Origin of the sequence: Pirellulimonas nuda (genome assembly GCF_007750855.1) — a bacterium.
In the GTDB taxonomy this organism is placed as follows: Bacteria; Planctomycetota; Planctomycetia; order Pirellulales; family Lacipirellulaceae; genus Pirellulimonas; species Pirellulimonas nuda.
In genome coordinates this window covers 4,658,310-4,678,696 of record NZ_CP036291.1, presented here as the reverse complement: position 1 = coordinate 4,678,696, position 20,387 = coordinate 4,658,310, and the positions used below count along the sequence as shown (strand labels likewise).

Here is a 20,387-nt window from a genome sequence, read left to right as displayed (position 1 = left end):
TAAGAATACGGCCCGATAGAAACAAGGCTTCAAGTGACCGACTCAACCAAGCGGCGGAGCGTTGCGATGGTGCTGGCGCCGTGCTGGATCGTCGCTGCATGTTCTGCTCACGAAGGACACACGCACGTGCCCGCTGCAAACCAGCCGACCCTCCAGGTCACGACCGCCGCCCCCGACGCGGTGACGGGTACTGGCGACCTCCGGTTCCGCTACCGGGCCGACCTGAGCAAGCTGCCCGACGAGATTGGCAAAGGGATCGCCAAGGCCCACGGCGGCTTCGCCAAGACCCCGACGGGCGAGATTTACTTCGGCCTCGAAGGGACCGGCTTGGTGCGGATCTCGGCCGACCTACGCGACAAGACGCTGGTGACAGACGCCCCCCGGCTGGCCGGCGGCGCGCTGCACAACACGACGTACATCGACGCCGACGGGGGCCGCCTGGTGCTGCCCGACCCCAACGGCGGTCGCGTGCACATCGTTAAGCTCAACGGCGCCGAAGTCGCCACGCTGGGCCGCCCAGAGGTGAACGACCACTACACGGCCAAGAATGAGAAGGGGGCGCCTAAGAACGCCTACAAACCGACCGACACCGCCTTGGGCTCGGACGGCGTGCTGTACATCTGCGACGGCTACGGGTCGGGCAAGTTCGTGCTGACCGCCGATCTGACCGCCGACCTGGCGGCGGCCGCCTACGGCGACCGCTACTTCGGGGGCGCCGTGAGCGGCCCGGGTCAGCAGGAGGGGAAGTTCTCCACCAACCACGGCGTGACGCTCGACCCGCAGGACGACACGTTGATGATCGCCGACCGCGAGCGGCAGTGGGTGCAGAAGCTCACGCAGCAGGGAGAGTTTGTGTCCGGCATCGACATGGTGGGCGCCAACCCGTGCGACGTCGACCTGGTCGACTTCAACGGCGAGCGGCTGATGGTGGTCGGCTGCCTGGTCGGGGGAGGGGGCGCCCCGGGGGTGGTGAACATCGTCCGCGGAGACAAGGTGGCGTCGGTCCTCAAGCCGAAAGAGGACCTGGGGCTCGAGCTTTTCCAACACATCCACAACGCGGCGGGCGTGGTGGTCGACGGCAAGCTGTTCGTGCTGTGCTACGGCTGGAACCCCGGCTGCTACGCGGTGCTGGAGCACGTCGCCCAGTAGCGCCCGATCAAACCCCGTGAGGGCGTGCCGTTGAAGCTCCGTCAGTTTTGGGCGAAACGGCAGATGATCGTCATCGCCGGCGTGGCGATGGCCGGGATCGCTACGCACCTGGTCCTCCGTTTCGCCACGCACAGCCCGCACCCGGTTGACCAGGTCCCGCTGTGGGTGGTGCTGGTCTTCGGGGGCGTTCCGCTTGTCTACGGGCTGCTGAACGACGTCGTGCGGCGCGAGTTCGGCGCCGACCTGCTGGCGGGCATCTCCATCGTCACCGCCGCGCTGCTGGGCGAGTACCTGGCCGGCGCCATCGTGGTGCTCATGCTCTCCGGGGGCGAGGCCCTAGAGGGCTACGCGGTGCGCAGCGCCTCGAGCGTGCTCCGGGCGCTGGCCCAGCGGATGCCTTCGATCGGCCACCGGCGGCAAGAGGGGCAGATCGTCGACGTTCCGCTCAGCGAGGTCGCCCCCGGCGACGAGCTGGTGGTGTTCCCGCACGACATCTGCCCGGTAGACGGGCTGGTCACCGAGGGGCGCGGCGTGATGGACGAGTCGTTCCTCACCGGCGAGCCGTTCAGGATGTCGAAGACGCCCGGCTCGCGAGTGATCTCCGGCGCAATCAATGGAGAATCGGCACTGACGATCCGCGCCACCCGTCCGGCCTCCGACTCCCGCTACGCAGAGATCATGCGCGTGATGCGGGCGGCGGAGCAGAACCGCCCCCGGATGCGCCGAATCGGCGACACGCTGGGTGCCTACTACACGCCCCTAGCGGTGCTGATCGCGATCGCGGCCTGGCTGGCCAGCGGCGAGTCGAGCCGCTTCTTGGCCGTGCTGGTGGTCGCCACCCCGTGCCCGCTGCTGATCGCGATCCCGGTCGCCATCATCGGCGCCATCTCCCTGTGCGCCCGCCGCGGCATCATCGTCAAAGACCCGGTGGTGCTCGAGACGATCGCTACGTGCCGCACTGCAATCTTCGACAAGACGGGGACGCTCACCTACGGCCGGCCGCGATTGACGGAGCAGGTGGTCGCCCCGGGCATCGACGCCCGGCAGGCGCTGGGGCTGGCCGCCAGCCTAGAACGCTACTCCAAGCACCCGCTGGCGACCGCCGTGCTCGACGCCGCGGCCAAGGCCGGCGTTGGGCTGCAAGACGCCACCCAGATCAGCGAGCCGCCGGGCCAGGGCGTCCGCGGCACGGTCGCCGGGCACACGGTGCTGATCACCAGCCGCGGGGCGCTGGCCGATTCCTCCGTGCCGGGCAGGGAGCACGCCCCACCCCACGCCGGCGGGCTGGAGTGTTTTGTCGTCATCGACAACCGCTACGCGGCCCTGTTCCGGTTCCGCGACGAGCCGCGTGCCGAGGGGGTGTCGTTCATCGAGCACCTCAGCCCGCGGCACGGCTTCAACCGCTTGCTGATTGTCTCGGGCGACCGCGAGTCGGAGGTGCGCTACCTCGCCGATCAGATCGGCATCTCGGAGGTTTACGCCGAGAAGTCGCCGGAAGAGAAGGTCGAGATCGTCCGCGCCGAGACGGCGCTCGCGCGGACCCTGTACGTGGGCGACGGCATCAACGACGCCCCCGCGCTAATGTCCGCCACGGTCGGCGTCGCCATCGGCCAGAACAGCGACATCACCACCGAGTCGGCCGGCGTGGTGGTGATGGACAGCTCGCTGGAGAAGGTGGACGAGTTCATGCACATCAGCAAGCGGATGCGCGGCATCGTGCTGCAGAGCGCGGTGGGGGGGATGGTGCTCAGCATGTTCGGGATGGCGCTGGCCAGCGCCGGCCTCTTGTCGCCCGTGGCGGGCGCGGTGAGCCAAGAAGTGATCGACGTGCTGGCGGTGTTCAATGCGCTGCGTGCCGCGATCGGCCCCAGGGAGCTTACCGATTTCGCTCCCGGCGGAGCGGGAGAGTAACGGAGCGCGGTGGCGGAAACGCGGTGGCGTTCAACGCTATGCGGCGGCGAGGCGGAATCAAGCAACGAGCCCCAGCAAACTCTTCACCCCCAAGCCGATGGCGACCAGCACGACGATCGCGCCCGCCAGGTTCAGCCGCCACCCGTTGCAGTAGTCGCCCAGCAGCGCGCGGCGGTTCATAACCCACAACAAGAAGACCGCCACCAGCGGCAGCAGCAGCCCGTTGGCGGCCTGGGCGGCGACGATCGTTTGGCTGGGGCTCTTCCCCAGGAAGTAGGCCATCGCCGCGCCGACGCCGGCCACCGCGGCCGCCGTGCCCCGGGCGACCCGCGCAGATTGGATGGCGTCTCCCGAGCGGACCAACGCCCCGGCCGCCGCGTAGCCGGCGGCCAGCGGGGCGGTGATGGCGCTCGTGAGACCCGCGGCGGCCAGCCCCGCGGCGAAGAGCGTCTGGCCGGCGGGCCCGAGCAGCGGACGCAACTGTTCGGCCAGCTCGTGCGGCGCCGACGGCGTCCCCCCGCTGGCGCCGGCGGCGGCCGCCGCGGTGACGACGATCGCCATGGTCACCACCCCCCCGAGCGTGATAGAGACCGCGGTGTCGAGCCGCGCCGAGCGGAGATCGTCCGCCACACGCCCGACCGCGGGCCAGCGGTCCTGCACCGCCGTGGCGTGCAGGAACAGGTTGTAGGGAACCACCGTGGTGCCGATCAGGGCGAGCACCGTCATCAACGAACCGCTGGGGAGCGTGGGCCAGAGCAACCCGCGGACGACCTCCGAGGGGTCGGGGCGGGACGCCACCGCGGTGGCGACGAGCGCGGCGCTCATCGCCAGCACCAGCGCGATCAGCGCGTGCTTCACCAAGCGACCGGTCGCGCCGCACGCCAGCAGCACGGCGATCCCCAGGCCGAGCGCCGCGGCGACGCGGTCTGCGGGCAGGCCGGTCAGCAGGCTCACCCCCACGCCGCTGCCGATCAGGTTGCCGGTCTGGTAGGCGGTATTCCCCGGCACCACCGCGCCGACGACGAGTGTCAGCGCGGCCCGACGGGCCCAGGGCGAGCGGAGCGAGTCGCCGATCGCCTCGGCGAGCCCCAGCCGAGCGACCAGGCCGAGCCGGGCCGCCATTTCTTGCAGCACGACGGTCGCCACGACCGCAAACACGACGCCCCACAGCAGCGCAAAGCCGAACTCACCGCCGGCGCGGCTCGCCGTGGCGACGGTGCCCGGGCCGATAAACGCGGCCGTCACCAGCAGCCCCGGCCCGAACCGCCACCGCGACCTCGGCGCGTCTTCGCCCGATCGGGTCACCGCGGCGCCCCTGTCTCGGTGAGCAGGTAGACCGCGAAGGTGGCGAGCCAGTGCTCCCCCTCGTAGTGGCCGCTGAAGACGTAGTCGAGCCCGGCCCGCGTGTGCGCCGCTACCGATTTCTGCAGCAGCGGCCGGCGTGGGTCGTCTGCCGGCAGGGCAGCCAGCACGCCGTTCTGCGTCCAGCCGCGCGACAGGTTCAGCCCGGCGAGGTGGACGATCCGCGGGTCGGTCACGTCCGACACCACAGCAGGCGCCAGGGCGCTTTGCTCCGGGGGGGCGCCGGCCGTGAGGTGCGGGAAGAAACGCGTGAGCCAGGCCGCGAACTCGTCGGCGGGAAGGACGCGTCGCATCAGGTCTGCCTCGTTCCAACCCGCGGAAAAGAAGTCTTCCCCGGACGGCTCGTAGCGGGCGGGGTAGTCGCGGTCGGCAAGGTACTTCTGGCGGCAGTAGTCGACCACTTGGGCCTCGAGCGCCGCGTCGTCGACCGCGCGGGCGTAGTCCAAGGTTTGCCCCAGCGCAAACGCGGTGTCGGGGTGGACGCCGGTGCGGATGGGGTAGGTCAGCCGCGGCAGGTAGTCTTTGGTGAGCGCGACGATCTGCTGTTCCAGCGGCAGCAGGTGCGCGGCCCAGCGCCGTGCGTCGGGGTCGTCCCAGGTGCGCAGCTCTGCCGCGAGGCGCAGCGTCCAGGCCCAGCCGTACATCCGTTCGAAGCCCTTGTTGGCGGGGTCGGCGAAGTAGGCCGCCTCGGCCGCCAGCCCCTCCTCGGTAAACTGCCGGTCGAGCAACGCGCGGGCCTGCGCCACAACGGGCGAATCGGGGTACTCTTTTGCTAGCCGCACCAGCATCCAGTGGCCGTGCACCGAGGAGTGCCAATCAAAGCTCCCGAAGAAGACCGGGTGCATCTGCCGCGGGGCGAGCACCGACTCGGGGCCGGTCATCACGTTCGAGGGCTTGTTGGGGAACTCGCGCGGGATGCCGTCCAGCGCGAGCTGCGCGAACCGAGCGACTTGTTCATCGGTGAGCCTATCGCCGGGCATACGCGACTCTGCGGCAAGGGGCGCCGGCCCTACGGCCAGCGAGAGGGCAATCCAAGCAGGGTAACACAGCTGGCGCATCGCACGTCTTTGGGGGGAGGTCACAGGGGCTGCAAAGTTGGCGGTGGCGGGTTGAGGGGGCGCGGCGCCCCCCGCCCCCTTGGCTGCTGCGCGGTTCCGCCGGCGGCGTGCAGCGGGCCCGATCCGGCGGTAGATTAGCCTATTCTGCCTGTGCGACGCACAAAATGGGCGCTGGGGTGTGCACGTTTTACGACCCTCGGCCAATTACAATCATGGCTAGAACCGGCTTCCCTGCTCCCCCGGCGGAAAAGATGGATGATCGCTCCATCGCGGCGCTGCTGACCATCAGCGAGAACCGGTCTCGGATCCTGGCCGTGATCGTGTCGATGGTGGGAGACTTTGAGGCCGCGGAAGACCTCTTCCAGGAGGCGGTCCTCGAGATCCTCAAGAGCGAGCAGCGGTACGATCCGACCCGGAGCTTTGTCCCCTGGGCCTGCGGGGTCGCCCGGAACGTCGTCCTCGAGCACTGGCGGCGGCAGGCCAAGATGCCCTCGAGCGGGCTGAGCGAACTGATCGCCGAGCTGGCCATGATCGTCGCCGAAGGGGAAGAAGACGTCTGGCGGCGGGAACGGGTCGCCCTGCGGGGCTGTGTGCAAAGGCTGCCCGATCGGATGCAAAAACTGCTGCTGCTGCGGTACGGCCACAACCTCAAGGGGCAGGCCTTGGCGGAGTCGGCTGCTGTCCGCGTCGGTTCGCTCCGCACCACGCTGGCGCGGCTCCGCTCGAAGTTGCGCGAGTGCATCGAGTCGAAGGTCGCCCACGCAATCCCGGAGGCGACCGCGTGATGAACGCCAACTCGAATAACGAAGGGCCAAACAACGAAGGGCCAGGCAACGGCGGTCCAAGCGCCGACGAGCGGTTCGAAGAGCGGTTCGACGAGCTGCTGCAACGCTACCTAGACGGCGACAGGTCCGAGCCCCTGGTGGCGGACCTCCACGCGGCGGTGAGCGCTTCCGACGCCGCTCGGCAGCGGTTCCAGCAGGCGGCGCGGTTAGACATCCTGCTGCGCGAGGGCCTGACCGAGCAGGTCGAGCTGCGTTCGCTCGCGGGCACGCGGGCGCCCGACGCCCTCGGGCGTTCCTATTGGCGCCCGCGGACACTGGCGCTCGCGGCCACGCTGCTTATCGGGACCCTCACCCTCGGCTACTCGATCTATCGCGGCGGCCCCCGCGACGCGCCCCAGATGGGGGTCTGCATGAGCGTTTCCGGCGGCAGCGAGCTCGGGGTGCAGCGGGGAGAGCAGCACTACCGGGCGGACTCCGGCTTTCCGCTGCGGGTGGGGGACCGGGTGACCTGCGACGCACAAACCAAGGCGATGCTGCGATTGTCGGATGGCTCGATCGTATCGATGGAGCCGGGGTCGCTGGTCAGCCTCGACTCCGATTCGCCGCGGCTGGGGCTGCTGCGGGGCGAGGCGTTCTTCGAGATCGCGCCGCGTCGCGACGGGATGCCCCCGTTCGAGGTGCTCACCGGGCAGTCGACCGTTGCGGTGATGGGGACCGTGTTCTCGCTGGTCGCGACAGACCACTCCGACGCAGCGGCGGGCCAAACCGAGGTGAAGGTGTACGAAGGGAGCGTCAAGCTCACGCGGAGCAGCGATCAGGCCGAGGTGAGCGTCGGCTCGCAGCAGATGGCCACTACCGACGACCTGGCGGTGCAAGACCTATCGTCACCGGCGCTCGAGGTGCGGAAGCTGCTGCCGATCCACGACGTGACGATCGATCACGGCGCGCCGGCCCCGCAGACGTTCGCCCTGAAGGTCGAGGGGGGGCGTCGCGTGGCGTACATCATGTTCGACATCCCGGACGTCTCAGACGTCCGCTCCGCCAAGCTGCGTCTGACGCAGATCGTCGACTCGGGGAGCGGCACGCTGCGGTTTTTTGTCGGCGACCACAGCGACTGGCGAGAAACATCGCTGTTTGGAGACGCCGCGCCGGAGAAGGTCAGGGAAGTCGCGCAGCACCGCGGCGTGGTCGGCGGTGGGCAGGTGGTGTCGGTGGACGTGACCGACGCCGTCCGCGGCCCCGGCCCGCTGACCCTGATCATGACGCTGGACAAGTCGGGCGAGGACGACATCTGGTTCGGCTCGCGAGACAGCAAGTCACCCCCGGAGTTGATCCTGACCATAGCGCCGTAGGCCCGCGGCGCCTCGGCCGGCGCTGGCCGCGCACCGTGGGGCGTTGTCCGCCGCCTGCCGACGTGCCGGGTTATCACCCCCGATTGTTCAGCACAACGCGTGGCGCGAACCCATCTCCAGGCGCCGCGGATCCGATAGATGCGACGAGGTTGTTGGCCGAATGACGATGACGTATGCTCGAACGCCCGCTGGCCCGAACCGGGCCCACTCTTCTGCTTGTCCCACTCTGTCCTCTTCACCCTGATGTTCCCATGAAGCACGGTTGGTCCATCGTGATAATCCGCAAGTCGCTGCTGTTGTTCGCGTTGGCGTACGCCTGTGCGCCCGGCGTGTTCGCGGCCGCCCCGGCCTATGAAACCCAATCGTGGCCCGCGGGCCGCGTGCTGACCTGGGCGCACCCCGGCCAAAGCGGCGAAATCGGCGACGCGGCCAACTGGACGCAGGACGGGCGGGCCGCCAAGGACCCGCCCGACAGCGAGACAGACATCATCCTGCCCGCCGCCGGGGCGCGGTACTCCGTAGCCGGGGGCCGCAACAATCAGGTCCGGCACGTAACGATTCACAAGAACGCGCGGCTCACGGGCGGGCACCGCAACGAGGTCGAGATCTGGGGCAACTGCGACGTCCTGCCCGAGGGGATGGTCCGCTTTGTCTCGGTGGTGGGTGGCAAGCACACCTACTTCCGCGTCCAAGGGAGCGAGTTCCCCACGCCCGAAAACGGGCAGGCGTTCCAGCACCCGTCGCGGCGGCTCCCAGAAGCACAGCAGAGCCGGGCGCAGATCTCGCACAAGTTCCAGGTGTGCAAGTACGGCACCGCGTCGGTCGAGTTCTTGGGCAACCTGGGGGTCAGCGACGAGGTGATGCTGCAGCACGGCAAGATGATCGTCAGCGGCGACTTCCGCTTCAGCGGGGTGACCAACAAGGGCGCTCTAGAGATCTACGACGGCGGCATCCTAGAGATCCAGACCGGGGGGCGGGTCGCCCCGTTTGCCCCGGAGAACAACAAGGACGTCTACAACGTCAACGTCTACCGCAACGGCGTCATCCAGGCCGGTTCGCCCGAGCGTCCGCTCACGGGCGACGCCTTCCTGTTGCTGGGCTACGGCGACAACCAGAAGCCGGGCCACACCGGCCTGTACATGGCCGTTGGGTCGATGATGCGCGTCTACTCCTCGGACCCCGCCAAGGCGCGGCTGGTGGTGCAGGCCACCGCCGCGGTCGAGGGTTTTCGGGACGGGACCGGGGGGCTGGTCGGCGAGCCCGACCTGCCGGCCCGCGACAAGCACGGCATCGCGATGCAGCTAGCGGGCGACGTGCAGCTCGACGGCGTGCATTTCGACTACGTCTGCGACGGCGGGATCAGCATGGCCGACCCAGACGCCCGCAAGGCGTGGCGGAACGTGACGTTCGGCCGGCACAACGCGGGGCCGGAGGACGCGCTGTTCTCTGAACTCGCGGTCGACCCCAACGCGTACTACCACAGCCGCGGCGACCAGAAGTCGGAGTGGGGGCTCACGGAGACCGCCATGGCCTCGATGCAGGGCTACCTAGAGCAGTCCGACCCGTTCCACCTGCAGACGCTGCCGGAGAGCACCGAGGTGAAGCTGGTGGGACGGGGCAAGAACGCCATCAAGACGCCGGTGGCGGTGGTGTTCGACCACCCGATCGAGGTGACGATCGAGAACCGCGTGCCCGGCGCCCGCATCCGGTACACCACCGACGGCACGGAGCCCACCAAGGACTCGCCCATCTACAACGGCCCGATCAGCCTCAGCAAGACGACCAAGCTGACGATGAAGGCCTACAAGACCGGCGTCGGATTCAGCCCCACGCACTCAACGACCTACGTGATCCAGTAGGCAGCAGGGGCCCCGTTTTCAAGCCCGCCGGCGCTGCCGGCCACAGACGGCGCCGCCGTCGCCGCTAGTTCTCTATGAGTAAGCCTATGATCCGCCTCTCGATACGCCCCCTGTTGCTCGCCGTCGCGGCGCTGGCGCCGCTGCTGGCGTGTCCGCCCGCCGGCGCGGTCATCAACGCCGGGCTGCAACCCGCCGATCTCTTTCACACGCGGTACACCACGGTTTGCATCCTCGACATCCTCGAGGTCAACCCCGACGCCGGCACGGCCCTGTGCCGCATCGGCCGCTCGCTCAAGGGGGGGCTGGTCGAAGGAGAGGAGGTGACGCTCGCGTTCACCGGCCCGATGAAGGACGCCGCGGCCGACGCGATGCACGAAGGCGACATCGTCGCCGGCGACAAGGCGGTGGCCTTTGCCGGTCGGCGTCGTGGCCCCAAGGACCTGATGCTGTACGCCAACGGCTTCTACCTCGGACAGATGAGCTCGCCCGGCGCTTGGTCGCTAGACAAGAGCGGTGAGGCGACGGTCGGCCTGGACGGCGCCGCGGTAAGCACGCTGGCCGGCACGTGGAACGGCTCCAGCGGGCAGCTCGCCGCGCTGGTGGAGGACATCGCCGCGGGGCGCGACTTCTTCCCCCGCAAAGGCTACGCCCGCTTCCGCACCGATCAACTCATGAAGCAGTTCGACGCGCCGGTCACGGGGGTCGCGACGTACGACCTCGACGGCGACGGCGACCTGGACATCTTGGCGTGCGCCGGCTCGGTGAGCGCCTTCCTGCAGGGCGACGACGGCCAGTTCGCCGACGCCACAGAGCTGCTCGGTCTGGCGGGCGTGCCCGCGGCCGGCTGTGCGGCCGCGGACATCAACGGCGACACGCTCACCGACCTGCTGCTGGGGGACGTGCTGTACACCGGCCAGTTCAAGGGCAGTCGCCTCTCGTTCGTCCGGCAGGACTCGCTGCTGCCCGACGGCTTCCCCCAGGCGCCGTCGCTCAAGACGTCCGCTTTCGTTGAGCTCAACGGCGACGGCTACCCAGACATCGTGGCGAGCGTCGCCGGGGGCGGGCTCCGCGCCTACATGAACCCCGGCGAGGCGGGCGGGGCGTTCAAGGACGCCACCGCAGAGATGGGGCTCGACCGGCCCGAGTGCGGCGCCGGGGGCGACGGGTTCGTCACGCCGGGCCATTGGAACGACGACCTGCGCACGGACCTGTTCTACGCCGCCGGCGGCGGGTACCTGCTGGTGCAGAACTCCGGCGGCGTGTTCGAGCCCGTGCCGCACGAGATCGACTTCAAGTTCACCTCCAGCGCCACCGGCAAGGCCGGCGTCACCGGCGCCGGCGCCTTCCTCCCCCTCTTCTCGTCCGGGGGGATGGACCTGGTCGTGCCGCTCGAAGACGGCTGGATCGTCGTCGCGAACCAGGACGGCGTGCCCGTCGACGTGACGCGTTGGGGGAACGAGATCAGCGAGGGGTCGCAGGCGCACCTGGCGACGGTCGCCGAGGACCTCAACTGCGACGGGTACGTCGATTTCTTCACCGTGAGCAGCGCAGAGAACGGCCACAACCGCTTCATCGTGAACCGCGGCTACGGCTCCTTCATGCTGGGCGCCACCCACAAGCACTACGAGCACATGTTCGACGGCCCGTCCGGCGAGCTGGGGGGCCTGGCCTGCGCCGCCGGCGACCTGAACAACGACGGCGCGCCCGACCTCGTGGTGGGCAATCCCCTCGGTCACCTGACGATGATCGTCAACGACACGCTGGCCGCGCGGGCGCCGGTAGACCACCCGGTCCCCGAGATCGCGGCCATTGAGGGGACGAAGCTGCTTACCGTGCATGTGCTTGGGTCGAAAGGAATCGTCAACGCCCGCGTGCTGCTGCACGACGCCTCGGGCCGCCTGCTGGCGCGGCGCGACCTGACTAGCAACGTCTCGGCGGGGTCGTGCGGTCCCAGCCGCGCAGAACTAGCGGTGCGACAGCCCGGCCCGGGTAACTGCAAGCTGACGGTGCGCTACGCCGACGGCCTGGAGCGCGTCGCCGAAGTCGACCTTAATTCAAAACCCCATAGCGTCGTGGTCGTCGATCGCGGTGAGGTTGGTCCCGATGATGAATTCTAGCCTCTTGGAGGGGGTCGGCCATCTCGGCGTTCCTATCGCAGTCGTCCCGATTGTGGTCAACGCCGGCGCCGCGCTGTTCCCCGTCATCCTCGCCGCGGTTACCACATTTGTTGCGTTGCTCTTCAAGCCGCGCGAGCTGCTGCGTGTGTGCCGAGAGAAGCCGTGGGTCCCGGTCGCCGTGTTCTGCCTGGCGGGACTGGCGGGGCTCGCCATCGCCTACTGGCCTAGCCACGGCGGGTCGGCCGACGTAGCCGCCAGCCGCCGAGGCGCGGCCGCTCCCGCCACAGGGGCAAGCAGCGGGGGCGCCGTGTACGTCGACTGGACCGCCGTGGCCCTGGCCCGCATTGAAGCGCGGGACCGGACCGCCACTGGGCCTGCCGGTGCGCAGCCGGCCGCTGCCGACCCGCCCCGGCCAGTGGCGCCCGAGGCGACCGCCGCGCGCGCCGCGCCCTTCATCTTCCGCGTCGGCCCACAACGCCTGGGCGTGATCGGCGCGGCGCCCTCGGTCGGGCTGAAGAAGCTCTGGCAGCACTACCCGAGGTGGATCGACGAGTCGGGCGTCGAAAGCGAAGACACCGAAGCAATGATCCTCTCCAGCCCGGCCGTGCACGGCGACCGCATCTACGGGGCTTCGTGCCTGCTGGACCCCCCCGATACCTACGGCGCGGTGTTCTGCCTCGACGCCGCCACCGGCAAGCAGCTCTGGTCGGTGGACAAGGCCGGGGACGAAGAGTTCAAGGGATTCTTCAGCTCGCCCGCGATCAGCGCAGACGGCCGCTCCCTGGTGATCGGCCAGGGCCTCCACCCCGACAGCGAGTGCACGCTGATCTGCATCGACACCCAGTCGGGCCGCGTTCGCTGGACGCTGCCAACGCCGCTGCACCTCGAGAGCTCGCCCGTGATTGATGGCGACACGGTCTATATCGGCGCCGGGGCGATCGAGGACCCCGCGACACACAAGGCGCTCAGCCACCCCGGCTTCGTGCTCGCCGCGAGCCTCGACGACGGACGCGAGCTGTGGCGGCACGACGTCGCCGACCCGGAGAGCTCGCCGGCGGTCCGCGACGGCGTGCTGTACATCGGCAGCGGGTTCAACGGCAACGCGATCGTCGCGCTAAAAACCGACCCCGCCGCAGCGGCGGGCGAGCGCCAACTGTGGCGGACCCCGACCCCTTACCCGATCACCGGCGCCATCACCCTGCTGGGCGACCTGGTGATCGCCGGAGGGGGGAACGGCGACTTCGTGTACCGCGACCCCAAGCCGGCCGGCGTGGTCATGGCGCTCGACGCCGCGACCGGAAAGGTAGCGTGGCAGGCAGATCTGCCCGACGCGGTGCTCGGGGCCGTGGCGGCGGGGGACCGGCTGGTGTGTGGCGTGGCCAACGGCGAGGTCGTGGCCCTCGACCCGAAAGACGGCTCACGGCAGTGGGCCTCGCGGATCAGCGGCGTGGCGCCGGTGCTCGCCGCCCCGGCGGTGACCGACAGCCAGGTGTTCGCGGTCAGCCAGGACGGCTACCTGGCGCGGTTCGATCTGGCCTCCGGCACGCAGCTCGAGAAGCTCTACATCAACTCGGAAGAAAACCCGGGCGCCCAGGGGCTGAGCATCAGCTCGCCGCTGGTGGCCCACGGGCGGCTGTTTGTCGGCAGCGAGACCGGCGGGCTACGTGGCTACGCGGGGGGCGCCTCGCCATGACGCGGGTCGAGTCGCCGTTGGTAATCCCACTCGCCGAGGCGACCGACGCGGCGCTCGTCGGCGGCAAGGCGGTCAACCTGGCCGCGATGATCCGTGCCGGCCTGCCGGTGCCCGACGGCTTCGTGGTGACGACCGCCGCGTACCTGGCTCGCGACGCTCGGCGCGACGAGGTCCTCGGCCAGCTCCGCGACGCCTACGCCCGGCTCGACTGCCCGCTGGTGGCGGCCCGTTCTTCCGCGACCGCCGAAGACCTGGCCGGCGCCTCGATGGCCGGTCAATACGACACGTTCTTGAACCTCGCGACCGCCGACGCCGTGGTCGACGCGGTGGTTCGCTGCTGGGCCAGCATCGGCAGCGAGCGCGTGGCCGCCTACCTGCACGAGCAGGGGATCGACCCGGCCGGCGTGGCCATGGCCGTGGTGGTTCAGAAGCTCGTTTCCGCCGAGGCGGCCGGCGTGCTGTTCACCACCAACCCACGCACCGGCTCGCCGAGCGAGATGCTCATCGAGGCCTCGTGGGGGCTGGGCGAGTCGGTCGTCTCGGGCGAGGTGCAGCCAGACATCGTCCGCGTCGCCGCCGAGCCGTGTGAAGTGCTCCAGTACACCGTCGCCGACAAACGGGTGCGTTTGCTCTCGGGCGCCGCCGGTCCCGAGGAGACCCCCGACGCGCTGCGGCGCCGCGCCTGCCTCGGCTTCGCCTCGATCCGCACGCTGTGGGAACTGGGCCGCAAGGCCGCCCGGCACTTCGATCACCCGCAGGACATCGAGTGGGCCATCGACGGCGCCGGCCGTGTCCACCTGCTGCAGTCCCGCGCCATCACCACGCTCGACGACGCGGCGGCCTACCAGACGCTGCTGGCCCGCACGGTAGAACGCCTCGGTGGCGAGCTCGACGCCGGACGCGGCCCCTGGGTGCGCCACAACCTAGATGAAACGCTCGTCAACCCGACGCCGCTGAGTTGGGACGTGGTCCAGCGGTTCATGTCGGGCGAGGGGGGCTTCGGGCGGATGTACCGCCGCGTCGGCTTCGCCCCCTCGGACGTGGTGGAGAAAGACGGCTTCCTTGAGCGGATCGGCGGGGGCATCTACATGGACTGCGCCCGCATGCCCGAGATGTTCTTTGCCGACTACCCGTTCGCGTACGACCCGGCGTTGCTGCGAGAGAATCCAGACGCCGCCCAGCAGCCCCCGACCCTCCCCCGATCCGGGGCCCGCGCCCAGGCGCGGGCCGGCCGGCTGGGCGGGGAGGTGGCGGCCGCGCTGCTGCAAGAGGCCGAGACGCTCGACCGCTGCTTCGATGAAGTCTTTGTGCCGGCGGTCGACGCTTGGCTGCGGCAAGAAGCCCCCCGCGACCTGCGCGGCCTCGACGCCGAGGGGTTGATCGCGTTGTGGGAAGAACGCGAAGCCAAGGTGATGCAAGAGTTCGGCGCCGACGCATTCCTGCCGAGCATGATCGAGGCGCTGGCGGTCGCCCGGCTGCACGGCTTTATCGAGGACAACTTCTGGGACGAGGACCCCGACGAGCTGGTGCACACACTGAGCGTCAGCCCGCTGCCCGACCAGACCTCGCTGGCCAACGCGGCGCTGCGCGAGACGGCGCTCGGCACGCGCCCGCTCGAGGGCTGGCTGGCCGAACACGGGCACCGCGCGCCGGGAGAGTTCGACCTGGCGACGCCGCGCTGGCGGGAGCGACCGGGCGACGTGCAGCGGCTGGCCGAGCAACTGCGCGACAGCCCGGACCCCGCGGCCAAGCACCAGGCGCGCGTCGCAGAGGCGGGGGCCGAGCTGGCGCGGTTGAAGCGCCTGCTCAAGCCCGACGACGCCGCGCAGCTCGAAGCCCACACCCGCCTGCTGCAACGCTACGTCCGCTTCCGCGAGGACGGCAAGTACCACTTGATGCGCGCCTTCGCCGTGCTGCGCGACACCGCGCTGGAGTGCGGCCGCCGGCTGGGCATCGGCGACGACGTCTTCTACCTCAGCGTCGCGGAGATCGGCGACGCGCTCCGCGGCGGCTACCTGCCGCAAGACCGTATCGCCAAACGCCGCGCCGAGCGTCAGGCCGCCAAGCGCCTGTACACCCCGCGGGTGATCGAGCGAGACGACCTCGCCCGGCTGGGGTACAGGCAGGTCTCCCCCGACACGCAGCAGTGGCCCGCCCACCCGGTCTCCTGCGGCAGCGCCACCGGCCCGGTCCGCGTGGTCCTCACGCCGGAGAACGCGCCGGACCTCGGCGCCGGCTACATCCTGGTCTGCCCCAGCACCGACCCGTCCTGGACGCCGCTGTTCGCAAACGCCGCGGGGCTGGTGCTCGAACGCGGGGGCGCGCTGTCGCACGGGGCCATCGTCGCCCGCGAGCTCGGCCTGCCCGCCGTGGTGCTCGACTCCGCGACCGAGCTGCTGGCGGACGGCGAGACGATCAGCATCGACGCCAACCAGGGCCGCGTCTGCCGCGCCGCGGCCGGCGACGGGGCGACCCCCAACGCAGAACCCGACGCAGACTCTGCCGAGATCGACCGGGCGCTGCTTCCGCCGCGCGTCTGCTCGCGCGAAACCAACGCCAACCAGCGGGCGCTGTTGGTCGCGCTGCTGTGGGGCCTGTTCCTCGCTGGGTTCTACCTGCTCCCCGCGGCCTGGATCAAAGACCCTTCATTCCGCCTGATCGATCTTGTGCTCTGGCCGCTGGTGCGGAGCATCGGCATGGTCGGCGCGGTGGCGCTGGTCGGCGGCGCCTTCTCACTATTCCTGCTGATCGCTCAGCGACGCTTCACGGACAACGCCAGGCTCTTCGAGGCGAAGCGCCGCGCCGCCAAGCTGCGCCAGATGGCGGCCAAGCTGCCGCGGGACAGCCAGCGCCGTGCGGCGATGCTGGCCGCGGTGAAGCCGGTCAGCGGCCGCGTGCTGCGGGCCTCGATGGCGCCGCTGGCCTGGGTGCTCGGCCCGATGATGCTGGTCTTCTTGTGGTTCCCCGAACGGGTCGACCCGGCGGTGTGGAACCCCGACCCGGGACGCGGCGTGAGCATCGTGGCCGAGATCGACGGCGACTTTGTCGCCCCCGTGACGCTGGAGGTTCCCGAGGCGCTTGCGCTAGAGACGGGCGTCCCCGCCGAGCGCACGCTGCCGGCGATCCGGGGCGAGCTAGAAGACCTCCGCCGCCAGTGGCAGGCGAGCGAGCTGAGCGGCCTGCCGTGGGAGGTGCAAGCCGCCGGCGATCACGCACGCGAGGCCCTAGTGGGCTCGCTCAACGCCTTCCTCCGCAACGGCGTTCCGCCGCAGACAATCAGTTGGCGCCTGCGCGTGCCCGCCGACGCCGCCGGGCGGCACGTGGCGCGGCTGAGCACCGCAGAACCCTCGGCAGCGATCGACATCCCGCTAGTGTTCGGCGACACCCACCCACCACCCCCCACCCAGGTCAGCCACGGCGAGGGGGGCCCGGTCCGATCGCTCAGCGTCGTCCACCCCCGGCCGCTCACCCAGCGCAAGTTCTGGACGCCGCTGGCGTACGTCGGAGGCCCAGCCTGGGACTTCGGCTGGCTGGGGGCCTACCTGGTCGTCTACCTGGGGGTGATGCTGCTCGGCAAGCGACTGCTCCGTGTGCCTTGAGGCCTGCGTGCACTGCTTGTTTTGGGCGAATCGGGGACAGGTCCAGTTGCTGACGTAGACGGAAGCCGTATGTCCACCAACCAGCCAGCAACGCCGAGCACGATGCGACCCGCCGCGGCTCGCCCTAGGGCTCCAAGTCGTCGGTCGAGCAAGCCGTGACGTAACTCGGCCTGAGGCCCACTCCACGCGCTCCCGGGAGGCAAAGGAAGGTGTAAAATGCTCCTGTCTCCGTTTCCCTCCGGCCCTCGTACTCGAGCACAGATCGCGTCCACGCACAGGAACCAAGCGCCATGCGTCAGTGGGGATGTTCTCGACGAGAATTCGTTTCGTTGTCTGCTTCTGCGGCGGCAACGCTGCTCTTGCCTGAATGGCTGCTTGCGGCTCAGTCGCTAAGCAACAATCCAACATCACGCCTAGGGCTGGCGTGGACCGAGCAGATTAGGTGGGGCAGCGTACTTGATGTAACCCGCATGGAGGGGGGCGGTAAGTATTGGGACAAGCGGCTTGTGGAAGCTCAAAGTCGGGTGGCGCAGGCCGGCGGTGGAGTGATCTACTTTCCGGCAGGTGATTACCACTTTGAGAACCATATCCACCTTAAGGATGGGGTTGTGTTGCGTGGCGCCACGCCACGCGAGACAACCAACGCTCACGACGAGGCCTACCGTCCGGAGACACGGCTTGAGTTTCCGCAGTACCGGCCGTCCTTCACGGGGGAAGGGAACCCGATCGACTCTGCCTTCAAGGGCATCTACCTGGAAACGCCAGCCACTGCGGCGAACTGCGGCGTCGTCAACATCGACATCAACCGCGGACACATCCACTTCGAGGAGGCGGAAGATCATCGGTGTGGGGGGAATCGTCTTGTCTTTGGATGCGTGCTGAGGAATTGTGCCGTGGCTGATCCGCGCATCCCGAGTGGGAGGGTCACGCAGCATGCGTGGCAGCGATTCACCTCTCGGCATCATGCGGCCATAGACGTGAAGGGTTCTGAGAACCTACTTGTAGCGAACAACCGCCTGCCGGAAAATGGCGACGACAACTTTACCATGAAGGATTTCCTGCTAAAGCCGAATCGTGGCGGTGCGGATCGTTTTGACGTCGTCTTCGACTACGACAATCGTCCCGGGCTGTATGTCGGTCACTATTGCGTCGGCGGGGCGGGTGGGAGCGGCGACGACGGCACGCCCGAGTCGCATCCTTACGGATTCCGCAGGGGGATTGTGATCCGTGATAACTACGTCTTCAATACAGGTCGCGTTTGCATCGGGTTTGCTGGGGACGGTACTCTGTGCGCGAACAACGTGACCCGCATAAAGAAGGACGTCTGGCGGCCCACGGCAACAGGGGAGGACGCGACGTCCGGGTCGTCAACGAATGATAACCGCGCCATCGAGATGCGAGGCTGGGGCTGGATCGTCGATGGCAATGACTGTCGCGTTCATAGGAATTGGTGCGCCGACCACACCTACTACATCAACGACGGTGAAGGGTTGATGCACGAAGACCACTGCAACAGCGACGTCCGCGAGAGCCGACTGACCAACAACAAGGTCAACAGTTACTTGTCGATCTACAAATGCGGCGCCATCGACGGTCTGTTGATCCAAGGCAACGGAGTGTCTACGCCGGGCGATATCGCGGACATCTATGTGGTGTCCGATCGCAACAGCGGCGCCCAGCCGTGTGAGGGCGTGATCGTGGCGGACAACACGACCCAGAGCAACGGTATCCTGATTCAGGGGTCGCCCGCGAATGGGAACGTTGTCAAAGACAACCGTCATCTAGGCAAGGAAGGGGTGATCCGCAACAAGGCAAACGCCAAGCTAAGCGGCAACATCGGCTATCAAACCTGAGTAGCAAGGCAGGGAGCGTCTGCGGGATCACCCGCCTGTGACCGCATAGTACTCTGTCACGGACCTTCTCCGCTGATGTACGGCGGGTGGCGCTTTTGACTGGCCTCGGCTGACTCGCCCGGCAGTGTCAAGCGGAGTGACCCTAGGCAGGCGGATCAGCCGCAAGAGGACTTGAAGGCGCCCTAGTTGGCGCCGGCGGTCCTGTCGATTCCGAAGCCAGACTTGTCAATCGATGACAGACGCAAGTCCCGCTGTGGAAACGGTATCTCAATTCCGGCTTCGCCCAATGCTTCCAGGATGGAGATGTGTAGATCGCTGGTTACGATCCCGCGTTTGTCCATATGGGTGTGGCAAAACATTCGAAAGTTGAGAGCCGATTCGCCAAAGCCGAACATCATCGCGAATGGCTCAGGCTCTTCGAGGACAAATTCGTGTTCCCGGGCCGTTCGGAGCAGGATCTCCAGCACCTCACGAGGATTGCTGTCATAGGCCGTTCCCACCAAGATCTCGACGCGGGCGGTGGTTCCCGAGAGTGTCCAGTTCTTGACTTCTTTGACGATCAGGTGCTCCCATCGGCCGAATTTCTCGGCGATCAGTCGCCACTCGCGCCCTTGATCTTCCAGACGCAGAGCCGTCACGGTGTCGGCGTCGAGCGCGGTCAAGTCACCGCGCAGTTCGGCCATCGCCTGGCCGTCATCGAAGAAATCCATAGCGATTCAGGCGATCTCCGGATTCGGGCGGAGCTCACTCTCGATCACGTCTAGCCTAGTCGAAACCACCGTCGCCTGAGACGTGATCTCGGCCGGTCGAATTGGTTGCGGAGCCGTTGGTGCGGATTCGGCCCCGAGGGGTACAACGTTCGTTGGCGAGCCTTCTGCTTCGACCGTCGTCGCCCCGGCATCTTGTCCCGCCGCCGTCCCGACCGGCAGCGCGGACGCAACAATGAGGCTCAGCCAAACAATTCGTAGCTTTCGCATGCACTTAGCAAGGTTCTTCGAGTTTCTGGCATCACCTGACGTTCCGCGGATCGGATCCCGAGAGCCGCGATTCGAGCCGAACTGATCGTCAGTTGGACTAGCTGTCGGAGTAGTGCGGAATTACGAACGCTTCAGGGCGCCGGCGCGCCAGCGCCCGCCGACGGTTGCGCGCGCGAAAAGCCCTATGCTGCGCTTGCGTGGCCTTTGGGGGAGACTCATTGCCGAAAAGCACTGGGCCAATAAACCAGATGGCCGCGACTTGCAAGATTGGTCCGAGTCGGCGAGTGCCAATACCGGGGCGCCGCGGCTGGATCGCCGGAAGTGCGAACTTGAGGAACGTTCTTCCGGCGGATCAACCGGCAACCAGCGTGACGGCGGCCTGTTTTGTCCTCTTAGCAATCGCCCAAGTTCTCGCTCGCAAATAGCCACCCCATCGCAGAAAATCGGGGCGTGAGTCGCTGTCGGCCGATGGCTCGGGGTACGCGCTTTGGTTGCGGCGGAAGTGTCTTGCGTGCTTTTTGTCCAGGAGGTGTCCGATCGATGGGGTCTTCTGTCCACCCGAACGGGCCAATACGACCCTCTGGCGTCCAACCGGCCGCCGGCGCGAGGGCCGAAACGCGTGAATCTCGCTGGTTTTGTGGCGGCGGCGGGGTTTTGTCCGATTTTCTCCCG

At 68.4% G+C, this 20,387-nt stretch carries 12 protein-coding genes; 9 read left to right on the top strand and 3 right to left on the bottom strand.

Annotated elements, in window-relative coordinates; all coding sequences use genetic code 11:
• The first annotated feature begins 33 nt into the window (after positions 1-33).
• Entirely contained in the window at positions 34-1,149 is a 1,116-nt protein-coding gene (locus tag Pla175_RS18210; protein ID WP_145288475.1) for an NHL repeat-containing protein, read from the top strand.
• Positions 1,150-1,212: 63 nt separating this feature from the next.
• Entirely contained in the window at positions 1,213-3,060 is a 1,848-nt protein-coding gene (locus Pla175_RS18205; protein ID WP_145292152.1) for a heavy metal translocating P-type ATPase, read from the top strand.
• Between the two features lie 57 nt (positions 3,061-3,117).
• Here Pla175_RS18205 and Pla175_RS18200 read toward each other — a convergent pair whose 3' ends face one another.
• Both Pla175_RS18200 and Pla175_RS18195 read right to left on the bottom strand, forming a co-directional pair.
• Positions 3,118-4,365 (bottom strand): Nramp family divalent metal transporter, encoded by a 1,248-nt coding sequence (locus Pla175_RS18200; RefSeq protein ID WP_145288472.1) that lies wholly within the window; start codon positions 4,363-4,365, stop codon positions 3,118-3,120.
• Positions 4,362-5,480, bottom strand: a complete 1,119-nt coding sequence (locus Pla175_RS18195; RefSeq protein ID WP_231953963.1) for a DUF2891 domain-containing protein — start codon at positions 5,478-5,480, stop codon at positions 4,362-4,364. The genes Pla175_RS18200 and Pla175_RS18195 overlap by 4 nt, the downstream gene beginning before the upstream one ends.
• A 251-nt stretch (positions 5,481-5,731) precedes the next feature.
• Here Pla175_RS18195 and Pla175_RS18190 point away from each other — a divergent pair, with 251 nt between their 5' ends.
• The 7 genes from Pla175_RS18190 (at position 5,732) to Pla175_RS18160 (ending at position 18,738) form a co-directional block, all read left to right on the top strand.
• Entirely contained in the window at positions 5,732-6,265 is a 534-nt protein-coding gene (locus tag Pla175_RS18190) for a sigma-70 family RNA polymerase sigma factor (RefSeq protein WP_145288469.1), read from the top strand.
• Positions 6,265-7,617, top strand: a complete 1,353-nt coding sequence (locus Pla175_RS18185; protein ID WP_145288465.1) for a FecR family protein — start codon at positions 6,265-6,267, stop codon at positions 7,615-7,617. The genes Pla175_RS18190 and Pla175_RS18185 overlap by 1 nt, the downstream gene beginning before the upstream one ends.
• Positions 7,618-7,868: 251 nt before the next feature.
• Positions 7,869-9,476 carry a chitobiase/beta-hexosaminidase C-terminal domain-containing protein gene (locus Pla175_RS18180; RefSeq protein WP_145288462.1) on the top strand — a complete coding sequence of 536 codons (1,608 nt, stop codon included), beginning with the start codon at positions 7,869-7,871 and terminating at the stop codon, positions 9,474-9,476.
• A gap of 86 nt (positions 9,477-9,562) precedes the next feature.
• Complete coding sequence (locus Pla175_RS18175; protein WP_197526963.1) at positions 9,563-11,593, top strand: FG-GAP repeat domain-containing protein; 2,031 nt, start codon at positions 9,563-9,565, stop codon at positions 11,591-11,593.
• The gene (locus Pla175_RS18170; RefSeq protein WP_231953961.1) at positions 11,580-13,286 is read left to right on the top strand and encodes a PQQ-binding-like beta-propeller repeat protein; all 1,707 of its coding nucleotides are present in this window, start codon (positions 11,580-11,582) and stop codon (positions 13,284-13,286) included. The genes Pla175_RS18175 and Pla175_RS18170 overlap by 14 nt, the downstream gene beginning before the upstream one ends.
• A complete protein-coding gene (locus tag Pla175_RS18165) occupies positions 13,283-16,885 on the top strand; it encodes a PEP/pyruvate-binding domain-containing protein (protein ID WP_145288454.1) in 3,603 nt (1,200 codons plus the stop codon). The genes Pla175_RS18170 and Pla175_RS18165 overlap by 4 nt, the downstream gene beginning before the upstream one ends.
• A gap of 329 nt (positions 16,886-17,214) precedes the next feature.
• Entirely contained in the window at positions 17,215-18,738 is a 1,524-nt protein-coding gene (locus Pla175_RS18160; RefSeq protein WP_145288451.1) for a right-handed parallel beta-helix repeat-containing protein, read from the top strand.
• Positions 18,739-18,920: 182 nt separating this feature from the next.
• Here Pla175_RS18160 and Pla175_RS18155 read toward each other — a convergent pair whose 3' ends face one another.
• On the bottom strand, positions 18,921-19,448 hold the full coding sequence (locus Pla175_RS18155; protein ID WP_145288447.1) for a mechanosensitive ion channel family protein: 528 nt from the start codon (positions 19,446-19,448) through the stop codon (positions 18,921-18,923).
• Positions 19,449-20,387 lie beyond the last annotated feature (939 nt).